The sequence below is a fragment of the Pseudomonas sp. BB438 genome (assembly GCF_057180225.1).
Genome location: NZ_CM170001.1, coordinates 4396660 through 4414942 on the forward strand (window position 1 = coordinate 4396660; position 18283 = coordinate 4414942).

The window sequence follows — 18283 nt, forward strand, 5'->3', positions numbered from 1 at the left end:
GACCGTTCGCGGTCGTATGTCCATGGCACACGCTGTGCGGATACACCGAACAACTGTCAGGCTGCGATCAGCTCCTCCTGGCACAGTTGGTTGGCCAGCATGCCGAGGGTCATGATCGCCCGCTCCGCCTCACGGTCCCACGGGATGCCGCAGGTCAGGCGCAGGCAGTTGTTGAACTGCTCGGTGTTACTGAAGATCAGCCCCGGCGCGATGCTGATGCCCTGCTCCAGCGCGCGCACGTGCAGTTCCTTGGTATTCACCTTCGCCGGCAGGCTGACCCAGAGGATGAAGCCGCCCTTCGGCCGGGTCATCTGCGTGCCTTCGGGGAAGTACTGCTGCACCGCCAACTGGTAGGCGGTCATGTTCTTGCGGTACTCCTGGCGGATGTAGCGCAGGTGCCGGTCATAGCCGCCGTTCTCCAGGTACGCCGCCACGCCCATCTGGGTGACGGTGCAGGCCGAATGCGTGGTGAAGGTCTGCAGGCGGCGGATCTCCTCCTGGTAGCGCTCGGTGATGATCCAGCCAATGCGCACGCCGGGGGAAATCGTCTTGGAAAAGCTCGAGCAGTAGACCACGCGGCCGTCACGGTCGTGGGCCTTGAGCGATTTGGTCTGCCCCTGGTCGAACATCAGCTCGCCGTAGATATCGTCCTCGATCACGCCGATGTTGTGCTCGGCGGTGAGTTTGAGCAGCGCTTTCTGCCGGTCTTCCGGGATGGTACCGCCCAGCGGGTTGCTCAGGCGCGCGGTCAGGACCAGCGCCTTGATCGGCCACTGGTTGGCGGCCAGTTGCAGGGCTTCCAGGCTGATGCCGGTCAGCGGGTCGCTGGGAATCTCGATGACCTTCAGGCCGAGGATGTCGGCCAGTTGCAGCAGGCCATAGTAGCTCGGCGACTCGGTAGCGATCAGGTCGCCCGGGCGGGTCATCACGCGCAAGGCCATATGGATGGCATCCACGCAGCCATGGGTGATGGTCACTTGGGTCGGATCAACCACCACGCCGGCATCGCGCATGCGGATCGCCACCTGGCGACGCAGCGGCTCGTAGCCGGGGCTGAACATGTAGCTGAAGGCCCGCGGGCTGGAGAACCGTGTGACCTTGGCCAACTGCTGGTGCAGCGCGCGGACCGGGAGGTAGTCCACATGCGGCACGGCAGCGCCCAGCGGGAACACACCTTCACGGCGTGCCTCGGCGAGCACCTGGTTGATGATGCTGCTGCGGGTGACCAGGCCGGGCCGCTCGACGCGGGCGATGTCCGGCGTCGAGGCGGTCAGCGCCGGCGTGCGGTGCACATAGAAGCCGGACTGCGGACGCGCACGGATCAGCCCCTGGTCTTCAAGGGTGGCATAGGCCTGGAGCACCGTGGCATGGCTGACATTGAGCTGTGTGCTCAGCTTGCGCACGGATGGCACACGCTCGCCCGGCTGGTAGACACCTCGACGGATGTCTTCCGCCAGTTGCTGGGCGATGCGCTGATACAACAGCAGATTGGACATGACGGCCATCTCTCGGGCATTGAACCGAAACAGTAGCCAAAAAGTACAAACTGTTCCAGAACAGTCCGAAACATTCCGTCCGATACAGTTGCGCCGCCCTGCCCGCTCAGATCTCCCCGAGCCAGTCCAGCAGCCCCGCCACCACCAATTGTGCATCAGTGGTGAGGCCGAGCTTCTGCATGGCGTTGCGCTTGTGTGTGCTGATGGTGGAGACACTGCGGTTGGTGCGCTCGGCGATCTCGCCCACCGTGGCGCCATGGGCCAGTCGGCGGATGATATCAACCTCGGTCGGACTCAGCGGCTTACCCGTATGGCGCGGTGGCCGCAGCATCGGGTCGATGTAGGTCTCGCCCTTGCGTATCCGGGCGATGGCTTCGTCCAGCAGGGATAACGGGTTGCGCTTGCAGACGTAGCCCACCGCACCACATTTCACCGCAGCGCTCGCCAGCAGCGGCGCCCCCATCACCGAATAGACCAGTACAGGGACATCCGGATGATGGCGTTGCAGCCATTCGATCAGGTGCACGCCGTCACGCCCACGGGCGCCGGGCAGCGCCAGCTCGACGATGGCCAAATCAACCTCCGGATGAGCAGCCAGTACATCCAGCAGGCTGTCGGTGTCGCTCACGAAGGCCTTCACCTGCGCCAGTTCGCGCTCCAGCAGATAGCGCTCCAGACCCCAACCGATCATCGGCTGCGGATCCGCCACGATTACATTGAAAAGCTTCTTTTCCGATGACATCACGTTCTCTCGTTTGCAGCTCCCCTGAGGGGATTAGTCGCACCTGGTCATTTTCGCCAAGCTGCCACTCGAAAGATTTCGAGATCCCCCTAACGAAAAACCCCGGAGCCGAGGCTGCCGGGGTTTTCCTGTGTCGAGATATTGCGCGGGGAATCAGCGTTCGGCGCCGAGTTGGCCCTTCTCGTCGGAGAAGACGATTTCCACGCGACGGTTCTGCGCACGCCCCAGGGACGAGGCGTTGTCCGCGACTGGATAGGCCTCGCCATAGCCCTGCACCTGGACGCGCTTCTCGTCCACACCCAGGTCAGTCAGCGCATCTGCCACGGCCTGGGCGCGATCCCTGGACAGTTGCAGGTTCTGTTCGCGCTCACCTTCGGCGTCGGTGTAACCCTCGATACGGACCACCCGCCGCGGGTTGAGCTGGAGGAACTGCACCAGCTTGAGCACGGTGCGGTTGGCCGCAGGCTTCAGGTCCGCTTCGCCGCTGTCGAACAGCACGTCGCCCAGAGTCAACACCAGGCCGCGCTCGGTTTCATTGGTCGCGAGGCTGACCATCTGCTGCTCGAGCCACTTGCTCTGCTCCTGCACGTTGAGCAGGCGCGCTTCGCGCATTGCCAATTGCAGGCGCTCGCGCTCCATCTGCTGCTTGCCGAGGCGTTCCTGGTTCAATGCCAGGTTGCTGTGCTCGCGGGCGATCTCGCTGTAGCGCTGGCTGAGGTAGGAATACTGCAGCACGTCATCGCTGCTGCCCCAGTAGTTGGACAGGCGCTCGGCACGGGCCAGCGACTCGCCGGCGCGGATCACGTCCTTGGGCGCGCTGCGCAGCACGGACGTATCTTCCTTCACCGCCTGAAACTGGCTGCGGGCCTGCTCCAGAGACTTGTCGCTGAGGTGGCTGTTGGCGCAACCGGCCAGCAGCGCCAGGGCGCCCAGCGCCCCCGCCCACGAGGAACCACGGCGCAACAGTTGTGCGGGAGTCATTGCACTTCTCCCAACTGTTTACGCAGTCGGTTGATGCTCTTGCTCTGTTCAGCCAGTTGCTCGGCGCTCTTGCGCGTCAGTTCCTTGGCTTCGGCCAGGCGGGCATCGAGCTCGGCCTGTTCGGCCAGTTGCCGGGCCTTCTTGTGCGAGCCAACCGCCAGGGCACCCTTGGCCGCCTGGTACTTGTCTTCGGCGAGCTTGAACTCGGCCACATCATCGGTCGCACCCACGGCCTTTGCCTGTTCCAGCGCCTGCTCGGTGAGGCGCATCTGCTCGTTGGGTGCCGGGTCGTTCGTCGCACAGCCGGCCAATGCAAACAAAGCCAGGCCGGCGACCATCATCCGTCGATTGATCACGAAATCTGTTGTCCTACTGGGTGGGAGTGCCGGCAGGCTGCAACTGCTGCGCCTTCCAGCGGGCCAGGTTGTCCTGCAGCAGGCGCTGCGGAACTCCGGCGGCCGTCAATTCTGTCATCTTTTTAGCCAGTTGTCCGCGCAGCCACGGGTCATTGCAGGCCGAGTTGTGCGCAACCGTCAGGTACAGACCTTCGCTGGAGATCGGCGGTTCCAGCGGCTGCAGGTCATCGGCCATGCCGAGGGTATCGGCGACGGCGAGGCCGGGATAGTGCTCGTAGATCACGTAATCAGAACGCTTGAGCAACAGTTTCTGGAACGCCTGGGTCAGGCTGGGCACCTCTTCCAGGGTCAGCTCCTGCTTGGCGAAGGCGTCGAAGTCCGGACCGAAGCTGTTATTCACCAGGGTGCCGCCCTTCAGACCTTTCAGGTCGTCCCGACTCTTGTAGGGAGACACCGCATCCTTGCGCATCCACACCACATTGTCGGTGGTGAGGAAGGCCGGATGGATGTAGTCCATGGTTTCCAGACGCTCGGGCGTAAGGAAGGCGCCGGCGATCAGGTCCACTCGCCCCAGCCGCGCCTCTTCCTGGGCCCGCGCCCAGGAGCCCGAATAGATCACCCGGACGTTGACGCCGACGGCCTTGCCGATCTGCTCCAGCAGATCGGCATTGGCGCCGATCAATCGCTCCGGCTGCGCCGGATCGCGCCACAGGTAAGGCGGGTACTCGGGATTGCCGGTGGCCACCAGGCGCTCGCACTTGCCAGCCGCCACACCAGCCATGGGAATGGAGAAAGTCACCAGCAACAGCGCCGCACGGATCATCGTGGAGCAATCAGGCATCGGTAGTCTCGCTCGCCAGAAGAAAGAACGGCCATGCTTAGAGCCGCAAAATGCTAGCGTAAAGCACACCGACCCGATTTGGTAATAAGGACTTCTCATGAAGAAAGCCCTTCTGGCCCTTCTCCTGTTGATAGCCGTCGCCGCTGGCGTCCTGTATGCGTTCCCCTCCACCCTGCTGGCCACGGCACAATACGTCGAAAGCGCACACGCCAGGCTCTCGACCAACAGCCTTCAGGTCGACGACCTGGACATCACCTATTACGAGGGCGGACCGGAAAAGGCGCAGACCATTCTGCTGATCCACGGTTTCGGGGCCGACAAGAGCAACTGGCCGCGCTTCGCCCGTTTCCTCACAAAGGATTATCACGTCATCGCCGTCGACCTACCGGGCTTCGGTGACAGCAGCAAGCCCGCGAACATCAGCTACGACGTCGGCACCCAGGCCGAGCGCCTGGCCGACTTCATGCGCGAGCTGGGTATCGGCCGCTTCCATGTGGTGGGCAACTCCATGGGCGGGCACATTGCCGCCCTGCTGGCTGCGCGGCATCCGCAGGAAGTGCTGTCAGTCGGCCTGTTCGACAACGCCGGGGTAACCGCACCGCACCAGAGCGAGCTGTTCGAACGCCTGCTCAAGGGCGAGAACAACCCGCTGGTCGTGCGCTCGGTGGACGACTTCCCGGCCCTTCTGGATTTCGTCTTCGTACAGAAGCCGCCAGTACCATTGCGGCTGCGGGATTATCTTGCCGAGCGCGCGCTGGAGCGCAGTGCTTTCAACGGCATGATCTTCCAGCAACTGCGCGAACGCTACATTCCACTGGAGCCGGAGCTGCCGAAGATCACCGCGCCGACCCTGCTGCTGTGGGGCGACCGCGACCGCGTGCTGGATATTTCCAGCATCGACGTGATGAAGCCGCTTCTGAAGAAGCCCAGCGTGGCAATCCTGCGTGATTGCGGCCACGTGCCGATGATCGAACGTCCGGAGGAAACCGCTCGCCTCTACCTGGACTTTCTCCAGCAGAACCACACGCCCGTCTCCGCGGCGCACTAAGCCCCGCAGGAAAACAGAAACGGCGCCTCAGGGCGCCGTTTCTGTTTTTAACGAGCGTCGAACTCAGAGCTGGATCAGGTTCGGAATCTGCACGTCCGGGTTGACGTCCTGCTCGTAGTCCACGCCGGCGATCTCGAAGCCGAACAGACGCAGGAACTCGGACTTGTAGCCAGTGAAATCGGTCAGCTGGTAGAGGTTCTCGTTGGTCACCTTGTCCCACAGATCCTTCACGGTGTCCTGCACGTCCGGCTGCAGCTCCTTGTAGTCGGCGCGCAGGCGGCCATCGGCATCCAGGTGCGGCTCGGCGCCGTACAGGCTCTCGCGGAACAGGCCGTCGACCTGCTCGATGCAGCCTTCGTGGGTGCCCTTCTCCTTCATCACCTTGAACAGCAGCGACAGGTACAGCGGCATCATCGGGATGGCAGAGCTGGCCTGGGTGACCACGGCCTTCAGCACGGAGACGCGAGCGTCACCGCCAGTGGCAGCCAGCTTCTCGCGAATACCCAGGACTTTCTGGTCCAGGTCCTTCTTGGCGGCGCCGATGGAGCCATTCCAGTACAGGTCGTGGGTGATCTCTTCGCCCAGGTAGGTGAAGGCGGTGGTCTTGGCGCCGTCGGCCAGTACACCGGCCTCCTGCAGGGCGTCGATCCACATCTGCCAGTCTTCACCGCCCATCACCGCAACGGTGTTGGCGATTTCCTCGACAGTAGCCGGCTCCATCACGCTTTCCTTGATCACTTCCTTGTCGGTATCCAGACCCCGGAAGTTGACGGCCTTGCCGACCGGCTTGAGCACGGAATTGAAGACCTCGCCGGTCTTCGGATGGGTACGGCGCGGAGCGGCCAGGCTGTAGACGACCAGATCGACCTTGCCCAGGTCCCGCTTGATGGTGTCGATGGTGACTTGCTTCACCTCATCGGAGAAAGCATCGCCGTTGATGCTGCGCGCGTACAGGCCCTTGGCCTTGGCGAACTTCTCGAAGGCAGCCGAGTTGTACCAGCCGGCGGTGCCTGCCTTGGTCTCGCTGCCGGGGCGCTCGAAGAACACGCCCAGGGTGTCGGCGCCGGCACCGAAGGCAGCGCTGATGCGCGCGGCAAGGCCGTAGCCGGTGGAGGAACCGATGACCAGGACCTTCTTCGGACCGTTGGCGATGGGGCCGTGCGCCTCGACGTACTCGATCTGTTCCTTGACGTTGGCTTCACAGCCGGTCGGGTGGGTAGTGACGCAGATGAAGCCACGCACGCGCGGTTTGATGATCATGAAAACCTCGGTAGCCAGGTGTCGATTGAACACATTCAGGAACTGGAGACGTCGCGCATTGTAGATGAGACACCTTCACCCGTGGACTTCTCGGCAAAGATTCGTGACCAATGGGTCGTCAGCGCGGCGAAATGATCATTTCCCGAGGAAAATCAGGGACCTGAAATGAAAGAACCCGCCACAAGGGGCGGGTTCCTTCAGCAAGCGGATCGGGCTCAGACGGCCTTTTCCAGCTCCGGTACAGCTTCGAACAGATCGGCAACCAGGCCGTAGTCGGCGACCTGGAAGATCGGCGCCTCTTCGTCCTTGTTGATCGCAACGATCACTTTCGAGTCCTTCATGCCCGCCAGGTGCTGGATGGCGCCGGAGATGCCGACCGCCACGTACAGCTGCGGAGCGACGATCTTGCCGGTCTGGCCGACCTGCATGTCGTTCGGCACGAAGCCAGCATCCACGGCAGCACGGGAAGCACCGACGGCAGCGCCCAGCTTGTCGGCCAGGGCGTAGAGGATCTTGAAGTTGTCGCCATTGCCCATGCCGCGCCCGCCGGAAACGACGATCTTGGCAGCGGTCAGTTCCGGACGGTCGGACTTGGCCAGCTCTTCGCCGACGAAGGCAGACTTGCCGGCGTCAGCCGGGCCGGAAACGGCTTCAACAGCGGCGGAACCACCTTCGGCAGCGACGGCGTCGAAGCCGGTGCCACGCACGGTGATAACCTTGACGGCAGCCGAGGACTGCACGGTCGCGATGGCGTTACCGGCGTAGATCGGGCGCTTGAAGGTGTCGGCGCTAACCACGTCGGTGATCTCGGAAATCTGGTCGACGTCCAGCAGGGCGGCAACGCGCGGCAGGAAGTTCTTGCCGTTGGTGGTGGCGGCAGCCAGCACGTGGCTGTAACCCTTGCCCAGCTCAGCGATCAGCGGAGCCACATTCTCCGGCAGCTGATGAGCGTAGGCAGCGTTGTCGGCGACCAGTACCTTGGAAACACCGGCGATCTTGGCAGCGGCTTCGGCCACGCCACCGACATTCTGGCCAGCGACCAGAACAACGACATCACCACCGATCTTCTGCGCGGCAGCGACGGTGTTCAGGGTGGCAGCGCCCAGTGCGCCGTTGTTGTGCTCAGCGATTACCAGGATAGCCATCAGATTACTTTCGCCTCGTTCTTCAGTTTCTCGACCAGTTCGGCAACGGACTTGACCTTGATGCCAGCGCTACGGGCAGCCGGAGCTTCGACTTTCACGGTCTTCACGGTGGAAGCGGTGGAAACGCCCAGGGCGTCCGGGGTCACCACGTCCAGCGGCTTCTTCTTCGCCTTCATGATGTTCGGCAGCGACGCGTAGCGCGGCTCGTTCAGGCGCAGGTCGGTGGTGACAATTGCCGGCAGGTTCAGGGCAACGGTCTGCAGGCCGCCGTCGATTTCACGGGTGACGTTGACCTTGTCACCAGCGACTTCGACCTTGGAGGCGAAGGTGCCCTGGGCGTAGCCGGTCAGCGCAGCCAGCATCTGGCCGGTCTGGTTGTTGTCGCTGTCGATGGCCTGCTTGCCGAGGATCACCAGCTGCGGCTGCTCTTTGTCGACAATGGCTTTCAGCGCCTTGGCAATGGCCAGGGAGCTCAGTTCTTCGTTGGTTTCAACGAGGATGGCGCGATCAGCACCCAGAGCCAGCGCGGTACGCAGTTGCTCCTGGGCAGCGGTCGGGCCGACGGAGACCGCAACGATCTCGGTGGCGACGCCTTTCTCTTTCAGGCGTACTGCCTCTTCCACGGCGATTTCGCAGAAGGGGTTCATGGACATCTTGACGTTGGCGAGATCGACGCCGGAGTTGTCCGCCTTGACGCGGACCTTGACGTTATAGTCAACCACTCGTTTGACAGCTACAAGAACCTTCATGGATTCCTCGTTTTTCTCCGGTGAATAGGAATGTCGCCAGACAGGCCTGGCCGGTAGTGCACGCCATCTGCGACTACATCCAGCGCAACGCGACCGCAAAACCGCAGGTATCTTGACCGCATCGACCGGGCGGGTCAATACACGAAAATACCCCTTCATAAGCCGCGGACCCCGATTCTATCAGGGCTACGCGCGATTCAAACAAACGTTTGTATTGCGCTCGATAAAGGGTTTAGATATAGCAACAGGTCTAGCTATAATGCGCCCCGCTCTTACTGGGTGGGGGCACGCCCATCCCAATACCTACAAAATGCCCAGAGCCTTGATTCAGGAGAGATCGATAGTGGAACGCGAATTTATGGAATTCGACGTCGTCATCGTCGGCGCCGGCCCTGCCGGTCTGTCCGCCGCATGCCGACTGAAACAGAAGGCCGCCGACGCCGGTCAGGAAATCAGCGTCTGTGTGGTCGAGAAGGGTTCCGAAGTGGGCGCCCACATCCTCTCGGGCGCCGTGTTCGAGCCCCGCGCGCTGAACGAGCTATTCCCCAACTGGAAGGAACTCGAAGCGCCGCTCAACACCCCCGTCAAGCGCGACGACATCTATGTGCTGAAGAGCCCGGAAGCGGCGGCCAAGGTGCCGAACTTCTTCGTGCCCAAGACCATGCACAACGAAGGCAACTACATCATCTCCCTGGGCAACCTGTGCCGCTGGCTGGCCCAGCAGGCCGAAGGCCTGGGCGTCGAGATCTACCCGGGCTTCGCCGCCCAGGAAGCGCTGATCGACGAGAATGGCGTGGTGCGCGGCATTGTCACCGGTGACCTGGGCGTCGACCGCGAAGGCAATCCGAAAGAGGGTTACTACACCCCGGGCATGGAACTGCGCGCCAAGTACACCCTGTTCGCCGAAGGCTGCCGTGGCCACATCGGTAAACAACTGATCAAGAAGTACAAGCTCGACAGCGAAGCCGACGCCCAGCACTACGGCATCGGCATCAAGGAAATCTGGGATATCGATCCGTCCAAGCACGAGCAGGGCCTGGTGGTGCACACCGCCGGCTGGCCGCTGAACGATGACAACCCGGGCGGCTCCTTCCTTTATCACCTGGAAAACAACCAGGTGGTGGTCGGCCTGATCATCGACCTGTCCTACACCAACCCGCACCTGTCGCCGTTCGACGAGTTCCAGCGCTACAAGCACCACCCGGTGATCAAGCAGTACCTGGAAGGCGGCAAGCGCGTGGCTTACGGCGCTCGCGCCATCTGCAAGGGCGGCCTGAACTCGCTGCCGAAGATGGTCTTCCCGGGCGGCGCACTGATCGGTTGCGACCTGGGCACCCTGAACTTCGCCAAGATCAAGGGCAGCCACACCGCGATGAAGTCCGGCATGCTGGCCGCCGACTCCGTGGCCGAAGCCCTGCTCGCCGGCCGCGAAGGCGGTGACGTGCTGAACAACTACGTCGATGCCTTCAAAGGCAGCTGGCTGTACGACGAGCTGTTCCGCAGCCGTAACTTCGGCGCGGCAATGCACAAGTTCGGCGCCATCGGTGGCGGTGCGTTCAACTTTATCGACCAGAACATCTTCGGCGGCAAACTTCCGTTCACCCTGCACGATACGACGCCGGACTACGCGACCCTGAAGAAGGCCAGCGAAGCGCCGAAGATCGACTATCCGAAGCCGGACGGCAAACTCAGCTTCGACAAGCTCTCCTCGGTGTTCCTGTCCAACACCAATCACGAGGAAGACCAGCCGATCCACCTGAAGCTGACCGACCCGAACACCCCGATCACGAAGAACCTGCCGCTCTACGACGAGCCTGCGCAGCGGTACTGCCCAGCCGGCGTGTACGAAGTGGTAAGCAACGACGACGGCAGCAAGCGCTTCCAGATCAACGCCCAGAACTGCGTACACTGCAAGACCTGCGACATCAAGGACCCGGCCCAGAACATCACCTGGGTTGCCCCCGAGGGCACCGGCGGCCCGAACTACCCCAACATGTAATGCGTTGGCGATAACAAAAAAGGCTCCCTCGGGAGCCTTTTTTTGCAGGTTCGAAAAAGTTGTAGCGAAGACATAACCGAACTACCGGACGGGTTCCGACCGAAAGGTCACGGCTGCGGCGCGATGGGGAAGAACTCCCCCGAACTCCAGACACCCAGCCATTCAACGCCGTCGATCATGCGCGGAACTGCCAACTCCACCAACTGATAGAACACGTTGCGGTGGATCAGCGCTTCCAGGTTCACACGCACCAGCACGTAGGGCGACGGCTCCTGAGTCTGCGAGTCCAACTCGACACGGATCGGATGCGCGGCGTCGGCCACCACCTCGTCCTCGACGTTGGTGGTGAAGCGCAGTACCTGCTGTTCGCCCTCCCCCTCGACAGCCAGGGTGACCGCGACGAAAGGCGCGTCATCGACGGTGATGCCGCACTTCTCCACCGGCGTGATCAGGAAGTAGTCATCGCCATCGCGGCGAATAATGGTGGAGAACAACCGCACCATCGGCTTGCGTCCAATTGGCGTACCCAGGTAATACCAGGTGCCGTCGCGGGCGATACGCATGTCGATATCGCCACAGCAATCCGGATTCCACAGATGTACCGGCGGCAGCCCCTTGTCCTTGCTGGCGGGGATCTGCGCCAGCAGATTGCCGGCCCGGTCCGATTGGGTCTGTGGATCAGTCATTGGTACTCCTCTCGCGTCTTCACCCCCAGCAGGCTGCGGGCATAGTCTTCCAGCGGTCGTCCGATCAGGTCTTCGGGGCTGGCATCATAGAATGTCAGAAAACCGCCGCGGCTGCGGATGGTCGCACTGTCCACCAGGTAGCGGTTGTCGGTCTCGATCAACATCACCTGGATCACGCTGCGGTCACGGCCCACGGCATTATCGGTGTCTTCGTACTGCTCGTAGGTACCGGCATTGTCCTCTCCACGGGCAAAGCGCGTATACAGCAGATAATTGGCGCCTGCCGCACGCGCCTCCTGCATGGCCCCTTCGAGACCTAGTGGGCTCTTGGCCCGGCGTACCAGCGGGAAGTACTGGACGAAGCCCTTGAACGCCTCCTCCGCTACCACGTTGGGCCGCGCATAGGGATGACCGGGCGGTACGAACGGCCCCTGGGCTATGTAGATGAAGGAATCCTGCTGCAGGCGCCAGTTCGACGTGCGGCGAGTCTGGCTGTGATCGAGGAAGCCCGAATCACGCAGGTAATAGTCCGTGCCGTCGGCCAGGTCACTGGGATTCATGCAGCCGCCCAGGGCAGCGAAGGCAAGGATCAACATCAGGTAGCGCATGGGAAATCTCCGGTGCCGGCGACGAAAAGCCGGCATTCGGACAAGCCAAGCAGCTTCCATGCCATGAAAGATTGCCTTGCCCTCCTGATTCAGCGACAGGCCCAGCGTCGGCCGGATGCTATTTCAATTCAGCAAGCCATGCAGCTTCGCCTGCGCAACCGCTTGAGTACGCCGCTCAGTCCCCAGCTTGCCGTTGATGCTCCAGGCATGAGACTTCACCGTGTTCACAGACAGGTAGAGCCGGTCGGCGATTTCCCGGTTGGAACAGCCAGAAGCGATCAGTTGCAGAATGACCAGTTCGCGTTTACTCAGCAGCGAACTCAACGACGGCGGCGGTACCGGAAAGGGCGACGCGCGAACGGTGCTCCACTCGGCGAACCACTGCGGGTGACGGCGCTGCAACGCCGTCAGCGGCACGCAGTCCTCTGTCGGTTCAAGCACGACCTCGCGCTTCAGATAATTCAACAGCAATGGTGTGCCAATGCTCAGGCGCTCTTCCAGCGTCTGGGCCGTAGTCTCCCGCAGCAATAGACGGATCAGTGCGGGCCACCCCTGGCAGGCCTCGAGCAAACGCTCACGCAACTCGATCGACAAGGCGACGTCATGCTCCTCCAGCAAGCTGTTGAGCTCGTCAGCACCAAAGGCCAGGTCCTGCGCATCAAGCTCCAGCACCGCGTCCTGCAGCACCAGGCGCGGCAGGCTCCATGCTGGCCTGCGGCGCCCGTTGATCCACCAGCGCACACTCTGTGGCGTGCGCTCGACCAGATCCTCAAGGTAGGCGTCCAGCTCTGGGCATGCATCACGCGGATAATCATCCAGTACCAGCCACAACGGCTGACCAACCCGTCCCAGCGATCGGTAGAGGGTCCCCTTCGGCTCATTCAGATCAACTTCTATACCCAGCGCCTCCGCAATCCGCGTCGTGAGCTCCGCTGGCGTTAGCGCCAGCCCTGAAAGCTCCAGCCAGACGACCCGGATGCGGCTGGGCGCCAGGCGTGCACACTCGCTGTATAACGCACTCTTGCCAAAGCCGGCGGGTGTAAAACTCAGGGTCAGTCGGTTCTGCGCGCATGCCAGACGCCGCAGCAAGGCCGGACGGGGTATAGAGCCAGGCACGGCGGGCGGGACAACGGTGACTCCGGCAGGAGGATTGCAAAGCAGTGATTCTGAAAACAGGCTGGGCATGCTGGTGATCTCGGCAAATACACAACGAAGAGCTTCCTCATCGGCAAGTCTCTGCGGCAAAAGTGTCGCCCTGGAGCCGATCTCGCTCATCGACATTCCACGACCAATAGTTGACATATCACGACAGCTATTACCTTTCGGCCTTTTCGTCGGGTGCTCGCCATCGGCGCACGGCCACCTGTCGTGGCAAACCAGGCTGTTTGTCCGGGCGCAGACCTGCGGGAACGGGGATCCGCCTCCCCGCCTAACACTTTGGTATGGAAGGAAAATCGCAACCTTCGTCTGTTTGGAGGGATCGACTGGCTGATTAAGGTTGGGGCAGGTCCCCCCACCTCAACGGAGAGTCGAATGACAACAACAATAGGGCTCGGACGCTTTCAGCCTTGCCTCCTCCCCCTGGCTGCAGCCTTGGCCAACTTCATCCCGACGGCACAGGCGGCCAACTTCAACATCGGCGAAATCGAAGGTCAGTTCGACTCTTCGCTATCCATCGGTGCCAGTTGGTCCACGCAAAGCGCTTCCCAGGATCTGATTGGCGCCACCAATGGCGGCAACAGCACAGCATCTGCCAACGATGACGGACGCCTGAACTTCAAGAAGGGAGAGACCTTCTCCAAGTTGTTCAAGGGCACCCATGACCTTGAACTGAAGTACGGCGATACGGGCGTGTTCCTGCGCGGCAAGTACTGGTACGACTTCGAACTCAAGGACGAAAGCCGCCCATTCAAGCAGATCAGCGACAAGGGCCGCGAAGAAGGTGCGAAGTCTTCCGGGGCACAGCTTCTCGACGCGTTCATTTACCAGAACTACACCATCGGCAGTCAGCCGGGCAGCGTACGCCTGGGCAAACAGGTGGTCAGTTGGGGCGAAAGCACCTTCATTGCCAACAGTATCAACAGCATCAACCCCGTCGACGTATCCGCCCTCCGACGTCCCGGCGCCGAGATCAAGGAAGGCCTTCTGCCGGTCAGCATGATCTTTGCGTCCCAGGGCATTACCGAACAATTGTCGGCCGAGATGTTCTACCAACTCGAATGGCAACAGACCGTGTTGGACAACTGCGGCACCTTCTTCGGCTCCGATGCGCTCGCACCGGGGTGCGACACCAACTTCACCGTCGGGGCGCCGGCCGCAGTCAAGGGGCTGACGCCCTATGCCGACTTGATGGACGTCACCCTCGCTCCCGAAGGTCTGATCGTGCCGCGCGCCAAGGACAACGACGCGCGCGACAGCGGCCAATGGGGCCTGGCACTGCGCTGGATGGGCGACGAGACCGAGTACGGTGCCTACGCGATGAACTTCCATAGCCGCCTGCCCTACCTGAGCATGACAACCCCCGACGCTGCCAGCATCCAGCGAGCCCTCTCCCTGCCGGGCGGCCCCGCCGGGTTGCTCAGCCAGACCTCGCTGCTGGGCAATAGCCACTACTTCATGGACTACCCCGAGGACATCCGGCTGTACGGCCTGAGCTTCGCGACCACCTTGCCCACGGGCACGGCGTGGGCGGGAGAGGTCAGCTATCGGCCCAACATGCCGCTGATCTTTAACGCCATTGATGAAACCAATGCACCGGTCATCGAGGTGATCGGCGCCGCGGCAGCAGGCGGTCTCAACGGGGCACTCGCTACCGCCGACACCGACATCAGGGGCTACAAGCGCAAGGAAATGACCCAGTTGCAGACCACCCTCACGCACTTCTTCGAGCGCGTGCTCGGTGCCGACCGCCTGACGCTGGTAGGTGAGTTCGGAGTGACCCACCTGGGCGGACTGGAAAGCCGCAGCGAGCAGCGCTATGGCCGTATCAACGAAGTCGGGCCTTACAGCCCGAGCAATGACGACGGGTTCTACACCGCCACCTCCTGGGGCTACCGCGCACGCAGCATCCTCGAATACAGCGATGTCATCGCGGGCGTCAACCTGAAACCCAACCTCGCCTGGTCACACGACGTGGAAGGCTATGGCCCCACCTTCAACGAAGGCGCCAAGGCCATCAGTCTCGGCCTGGATGCCGATTACCGCAGTACCTACACCGCCAGCCTGTCGTACACCAATTTCTTTGGCGGTGATTACAACAACCAGATCGACCGCGACTTCGTGGCGCTCAGCTTCGGCGTGAACTTCTAAGAGATTGTCACTGATGAAAACAACCAAACATATCCTCGGGGCGTTCGCCCTTACCCTGTTGAGCGCCAGTGTGTTCGCCGCCGCCACGCCGCAGGAACTGTCCAGCCTCGGAAGCACCCTGACGCCCGTGGGCGCGGAGAAATCCGCAAACGCCGACGGGAGTATCCCCGAATGGACCGGCGGCCTGCCGCAGGACGCCGGCACCGTGGATGGCAAAGGTTTCCTCAGCGACCCGTTCGCCAGTGAAAAGCCGCTGTTCATCATCACCGCCGCCAACGCCGAGCAGTACAAGGGGCGTCTCAGCGAAGGTCAGCTGGCCATGTTCAAGCGTTACCCGGAGAGCTATCGCATGCCGGTGTACGCTACTCACCGGACGGTGGGCATGCCCAAGGACATCTACGGCGCCATCCGCACCAGCGCCGAGAAGGTCAGCCTCATCGAAGGCGGAAACGGCCTGCAGGGATTCACCAACTCCCGGGTCATCGCCTTCCCCCTTCCAAAGAACGGCCTGGAGGTCGTGTGGAATCACATCACACGCTACAAGGGTGGAAACGTATTCCGCGCATCGGCTAACGCCTTCCCCCAACGCAATGGCGATTACACCCTGGTGCAGATGGAGGACCAGGTTGCCTTTCCGGCCTTCATTCCCGACTTGGTCAAGGACCAGGCGGAAAACATCCTGCTGATGTTCAAGTCGGTGACCACCGCCCCCTCGCGCCTGGCCGGCAACGTCCTGCTGGTTCACGACACGCTCAACCAGGTGAAGGAACCGCGCATGGCGTGGCAGTACAACCCTGGCCAGCGCCGGGTGCGCAGGGCTCCGCAAGTGGCGTATGACAGCCCCGGAAGCAATGCCGACGGCACTCGTGCCTCCGATGACTACGACATGTACAACGGCTCCCCGGACCGCTACACATGGACACTGGTCGGCAAGAAGGAGATGTACATTCCCTATAACAACTACCGGCTGGCCTCGCCGCAGGTGAAGTATGCGGACATTCTGAAAGCCGGACATACCAACCAGGATCTCGCGCGTTACGAGCTGCATCGCGTCTGGGTCGTCGAAGGCACGCTCAAGGAAGGCATGCGCCACATCTACGCCAAGCGCCGTTTCTACGTGGACGAGGACTCCTGGACCATCGCAGGCTCGGAACTGTACGACGGCCGTGGCCAGCTCTGGCGGGTCGGTCAAGCCATGCTACTGGACGAATACCACGCGCAGACCCCTTGGTACGCCTTCGAGGCGCTCTATGACCTGGTCTCCGGTCGCTACGGTGTGTACGGCTTGATGAACGAAGAAAAGAGCTGGGTGAAATTTGGCGTTCCGGCCTCGGTGAATGACTATACCCCCGCCGCACTGCGCACCTCAGGCGTACGCTGAGCCTCAAACCGACGGCCGGGCCCGAAGCCATTCCGGGCCCGGCCGTCGCTCTTCAGGCGTGCTCTGTTCAGCACGGGACACCTCGTGAAATCGCTGTCGCAAAATGTCAACCACTGATCATGATCAGTCAAATTTCATGCATCGCATTCCGCAATACTCGTGGCCACATAACAAAACCAACGAGATTGCCCCATGCAGAATCACTACGACGTCCTCATCATTGGTGCCGGCCTTTCGGGAATCGGCACCGCCTGCCGAATGGCCGTGGAAATGCCCGATGCCAGTCTCGCCATCATCGAGCGGCGCAAGGCCATTGGCGGCACCTGGGACCTTTTCCGCTACCCGGGCATCCGATCCGATTCCGACATGTTCAGTTTCGGCTATTCCTTTCGCCCCTGGCATGAGCTCAAGGTGCTCGCAGACGGCCCGTCGATCCGACGCTACGTCGCCGATACGGCCCGGGAATACGGCGTCGACAAGAAGATCCAGTTCGGCCTGAAGACCACCAAGGCAGCCTGGTCCAGTCAAGGCCAGCGCTGGACCGTGACTTGCCTGGAAGAGGACACCGGCAACACCATCTCCCTCACCTGCCGCTACCTGATCAGTTGCACCGGCTACTACGACTACGACCAGGGCTACCTGCCCAGCTTCCCTGGCGAAGAGCGGTTCAAGGGTGTACGCGTGCACCCACAGCACTGGCCGGAAGACCTGGATTACCGTGGCAAGCGAGTGGTGGTGATCGGCAGCGGCGCAACCGCCGTCACCCTGATACCGGCCATGGCGCCGCAGGTCGCTCACATCACCATGCTCCAGCGCTCGCCCAGCTATGTTTTCAGCGTGCCCGGATACGACAAGCTGTCGGCATTCCTCCAACATTTTCTACCCAAGAGTCTGGTCTTCTCCCTCGCCCGCAAACGCAACATCTTTCTGCAGCGACTCATCTACAAGGCGGCGAAGAGCTGGCCTGGACCTGTCCGCAACTGGTTGCTCTCCGGCGTGCGCAAGCAACTCGACGGGCATGTCGATATGCACCACTTCACGCCGCGCTACCAGCCATGGGACGAACGCCTTTGCGCCGTTCCGGATGCCGACCTGTTCAAGGTGCTGAGGGACGGCAAGGCGTCGATCGTCACCGATCACATCGACAGCTTCACCGAGACAGGCATCCGCCTCAAATCCGGCAAGGAGCTGTTCGCAGACATCATCGTCACCGCGACCGGCCTGACGCTGCAGACCTGCGGCGGCATGGAGCTACTGGTGGACGGCGAGCAGAAGCACCTGGACAAGCTGATGACCTACAAGGGCTCGATGCTTCAGGACGTCCCCAACATGGGCTTCGTCTTTGGCTACACCAACGCGCCATGGACGCTGAAGGTAGACCTGACCGCGAACTTTCTCTGTCGCCTCTTCAACCATATGAAGCAGAACAACTTCGCCGTCGTCGTACCGCGTGCGCCCGTGGGAGAAATCTGTAACGACGAGACCGTCCTGGGCTCGATGAAATCCGGCTACATCCAGCGAGGCGCCGCCGTACTCCCGCGACAGGGGCGCGGCCTGCCGTGGCGAGTCCTGCATAACGTCGAGAAAGACCGACACATGCTTCTGAAGCAGTCCATCGAGGATCCAAACCTGGAATTCACCGGCGCTTGAAGCCCGCTGGGGACTCATGGAGCCCGCCCCGC

Annotated in this window: 16 protein-coding genes; 5 read left to right on the forward strand and 11 right to left on the reverse strand. The window is 61.9% G+C overall.

Annotation, left to right across the window (positions count from 1 at the left end):
* Positions 1-56: 56 nt before the first annotated feature.
* The 5 genes from AC1ZV1_RS20120 to AC1ZV1_RS20140 all read right to left on the reverse strand — a co-directional run bounded on the left by AC1ZV1_RS20120 (position 57) and on the right by AC1ZV1_RS20140 (position 4416).
* On the reverse strand, positions 57-1496 hold the full coding sequence (locus AC1ZV1_RS20120) for an aminotransferase-like domain-containing protein (protein ID WP_484293301.1): 1440 nt from the start codon (positions 1494-1496) through the stop codon (positions 57-59).
* A 106-nt stretch (positions 1497-1602) separates the two neighbouring features.
* A complete protein-coding gene (locus AC1ZV1_RS20125; protein WP_484293302.1) occupies positions 1603-2238 on the reverse strand; it encodes a response regulator in 636 nt (211 codons plus the stop codon).
* Between the two features lie 153 nt (positions 2239-2391).
* Positions 2392-3219, reverse strand: a complete 828-nt coding sequence (locus AC1ZV1_RS20130) for an OmpA family protein (RefSeq protein WP_484293303.1) — start codon at positions 3217-3219, stop codon at positions 2392-2394.
* A complete protein-coding gene (locus AC1ZV1_RS20135) occupies positions 3216-3560 on the reverse strand; it encodes a DUF4398 domain-containing protein (RefSeq protein WP_484297591.1) in 345 nt (114 codons plus the stop codon). The genes AC1ZV1_RS20130 and AC1ZV1_RS20135 overlap by 4 nt, the downstream gene beginning before the upstream one ends.
* Before the next feature lie 28 nt (positions 3561-3588).
* Positions 3589-4416, reverse strand: a complete 828-nt coding sequence (locus AC1ZV1_RS20140; protein ID WP_484293304.1) for a substrate-binding periplasmic protein — start codon at positions 4414-4416, stop codon at positions 3589-3591.
* Between the two features lie 97 nt (positions 4417-4513).
* On the opposite strand from AC1ZV1_RS20140, the gene AC1ZV1_RS20145 reads away from it, so the two are divergent.
* Positions 4514-5464: an alpha/beta fold hydrolase gene (locus tag AC1ZV1_RS20145; RefSeq protein WP_484293305.1), complete on the forward strand. Its 951-nt coding sequence runs from the start codon at positions 4514-4516 to the stop codon at positions 5462-5464.
* Positions 5465-5527: 63 nt separating this feature from the next.
* Here AC1ZV1_RS20145 and fabV read toward each other — a convergent pair whose 3' ends face one another.
* From fabV to AC1ZV1_RS20160, 3 genes are all read right to left on the reverse strand, one after another.
* The gene (gene fabV / locus AC1ZV1_RS20150; protein ID WP_484293306.1) at positions 5528-6724 is read right to left on the reverse strand and encodes an enoyl-ACP reductase FabV; all 1197 of its coding nucleotides are present in this window, start codon (positions 6722-6724) and stop codon (positions 5528-5530) included.
* A gap of 215 nt (positions 6725-6939) precedes the next feature.
* Positions 6940-7869 carry an electron transfer flavoprotein subunit alpha/FixB family protein gene (locus AC1ZV1_RS20155; RefSeq protein WP_484292794.1) on the reverse strand — a complete coding sequence of 310 codons (930 nt, stop codon included), beginning with the start codon at positions 7867-7869 and terminating at the stop codon, positions 6940-6942.
* Positions 7869-8618 carry an electron transfer flavoprotein subunit beta/FixA family protein gene (locus AC1ZV1_RS20160; protein ID WP_484293307.1) on the reverse strand — a complete coding sequence of 250 codons (750 nt, stop codon included), beginning with the start codon at positions 8616-8618 and terminating at the stop codon, positions 7869-7871. Before AC1ZV1_RS20160 ends, AC1ZV1_RS20155 begins: the two co-directional genes overlap by 1 nt.
* Positions 8619-8928: 310 nt before the next feature.
* Between AC1ZV1_RS20160 and AC1ZV1_RS20165 the strand changes: the two genes are divergently transcribed.
* Positions 8929-10617 carry an electron transfer flavoprotein-ubiquinone oxidoreductase gene (locus AC1ZV1_RS20165; RefSeq protein WP_484293308.1) on the forward strand — a complete coding sequence of 563 codons (1689 nt, stop codon included), beginning with the start codon at positions 8929-8931 and terminating at the stop codon, positions 10615-10617.
* Positions 10618-10724: 107 nt separating this feature from the next.
* On the opposite strand, the gene AC1ZV1_RS20170 is transcribed toward AC1ZV1_RS20165, so the two are convergent.
* The 3 genes from AC1ZV1_RS20170 to AC1ZV1_RS20180 form a co-directional block, all read right to left on the reverse strand.
* The gene (locus AC1ZV1_RS20170) at positions 10725-11303 is read right to left on the reverse strand and encodes a DUF1285 domain-containing protein (protein ID WP_484293309.1); all 579 of its coding nucleotides are present in this window, start codon (positions 11301-11303) and stop codon (positions 10725-10727) included.
* A complete protein-coding gene (locus tag AC1ZV1_RS20175; RefSeq protein ID WP_484293310.1) occupies positions 11300-11911 on the reverse strand; it encodes a DUF4823 domain-containing protein in 612 nt (203 codons plus the stop codon). The genes AC1ZV1_RS20170 and AC1ZV1_RS20175 overlap by 4 nt, the downstream gene beginning before the upstream one ends.
* Before the next feature lie 123 nt (positions 11912-12034).
* Positions 12035-13186: a helix-turn-helix transcriptional regulator gene (locus AC1ZV1_RS20180; protein WP_484293311.1), complete on the reverse strand. Its 1152-nt coding sequence runs from the start codon at positions 13184-13186 to the stop codon at positions 12035-12037.
* A 258-nt stretch (positions 13187-13444) separates the two neighbouring features.
* Between AC1ZV1_RS20180 and AC1ZV1_RS20185 the strand changes: the two genes are divergently transcribed.
* The 3 genes from AC1ZV1_RS20185 (at position 13445) to AC1ZV1_RS20195 (ending at position 18251) form a co-directional block, all read left to right on the forward strand.
* Positions 13445-15220, forward strand: coding sequence for a DUF1302 domain-containing protein (locus AC1ZV1_RS20185; RefSeq protein WP_484293312.1), 1776 nt, complete (start codon positions 13445-13447; stop codon positions 15218-15220).
* Positions 15221-15233: 13 nt separating this feature from the next.
* Positions 15234-16601: a DUF1329 domain-containing protein gene (locus tag AC1ZV1_RS20190; RefSeq protein WP_484293313.1), complete on the forward strand. Its 1368-nt coding sequence runs from the start codon at positions 15234-15236 to the stop codon at positions 16599-16601.
* Between the two features lie 192 nt (positions 16602-16793).
* Entirely contained in the window at positions 16794-18251 is a 1458-nt protein-coding gene (locus AC1ZV1_RS20195; RefSeq protein ID WP_484293314.1) for a flavin-containing monooxygenase, read from the forward strand.
* Positions 18252-18283: the final 32 nt, after the last annotated feature.

Excerpts from the sequence above, each read along its gene's own strand:
- AC1ZV1_RS20120 (WP_484293301.1), bottom strand. The coding sequence starts at position 1,496 with ATGTCCAATCTGCTGTTGTATCAGCGCATCGCCCAGCAACTGGCGGAA.
- AC1ZV1_RS20125 (WP_484293302.1), bottom strand. The coding sequence starts at position 2,238 with ATGTCATCGGAAAAGAAGCTTTTCAATGTAATCGTGGCGGATCCGCAG.
- AC1ZV1_RS20130 (WP_484293303.1), bottom strand. The coding sequence starts at position 3,219 with ATGACTCCCGCACAACTGTTGCGCCGTGGTTCCTCGTGGGCGGGGGCG.
- AC1ZV1_RS20135 (WP_484297591.1), bottom strand. The coding sequence starts at position 3,560 with ATGATGGTCGCCGGCCTGGCTTTGTTTGCATTGGCCGGCTGTGCGACG.
- AC1ZV1_RS20140 (WP_484293304.1), bottom strand. The coding sequence starts at position 4,416 with ATGCCTGATTGCTCCACGATGATCCGTGCGGCGCTGTTGCTGGTGACT.
- AC1ZV1_RS20145 (WP_484293305.1), top strand. The coding sequence starts at position 4,514 with ATGAAGAAAGCCCTTCTGGCCCTTCTCCTGTTGATAGCCGTCGCCGCT.
- fabV (WP_484293306.1), bottom strand. The coding sequence starts at position 6,724 with ATGATCATCAAACCGCGCGTGCGTGGCTTCATCTGCGTCACTACCCAC.
- AC1ZV1_RS20155 (WP_484292794.1), bottom strand. The coding sequence starts at position 7,869 with ATGGCTATCCTGGTAATCGCTGAGCACAACAACGGCGCACTGGGCGCT.
- AC1ZV1_RS20160 (WP_484293307.1), bottom strand. The coding sequence starts at position 8,618 with ATGAAGGTTCTTGTAGCTGTCAAACGAGTGGTTGACTATAACGTCAAG.
- AC1ZV1_RS20165 (WP_484293308.1), top strand. The coding sequence starts at position 8,929 with ATGCCCAGAGCCTTGATTCAGGAGAGATCGATAGTGGAACGCGAATTT.
- AC1ZV1_RS20170 (WP_484293309.1), bottom strand. The coding sequence starts at position 11,303 with ATGACTGATCCACAGACCCAATCGGACCGGGCCGGCAATCTGCTGGCG.
- AC1ZV1_RS20175 (WP_484293310.1), bottom strand. The coding sequence starts at position 11,911 with ATGCGCTACCTGATGTTGATCCTTGCCTTCGCTGCCCTGGGCGGCTGC.
- AC1ZV1_RS20180 (WP_484293311.1), bottom strand. The coding sequence starts at position 13,186 with ATGAGCGAGATCGGCTCCAGGGCGACACTTTTGCCGCAGAGACTTGCC.
- AC1ZV1_RS20185 (WP_484293312.1), top strand. The coding sequence starts at position 13,445 with ATGACAACAACAATAGGGCTCGGACGCTTTCAGCCTTGCCTCCTCCCC.
- AC1ZV1_RS20190 (WP_484293313.1), top strand. The coding sequence starts at position 15,234 with ATGAAAACAACCAAACATATCCTCGGGGCGTTCGCCCTTACCCTGTTG.
- AC1ZV1_RS20195 (WP_484293314.1), top strand. The coding sequence starts at position 16,794 with ATGCAGAATCACTACGACGTCCTCATCATTGGTGCCGGCCTTTCGGGA.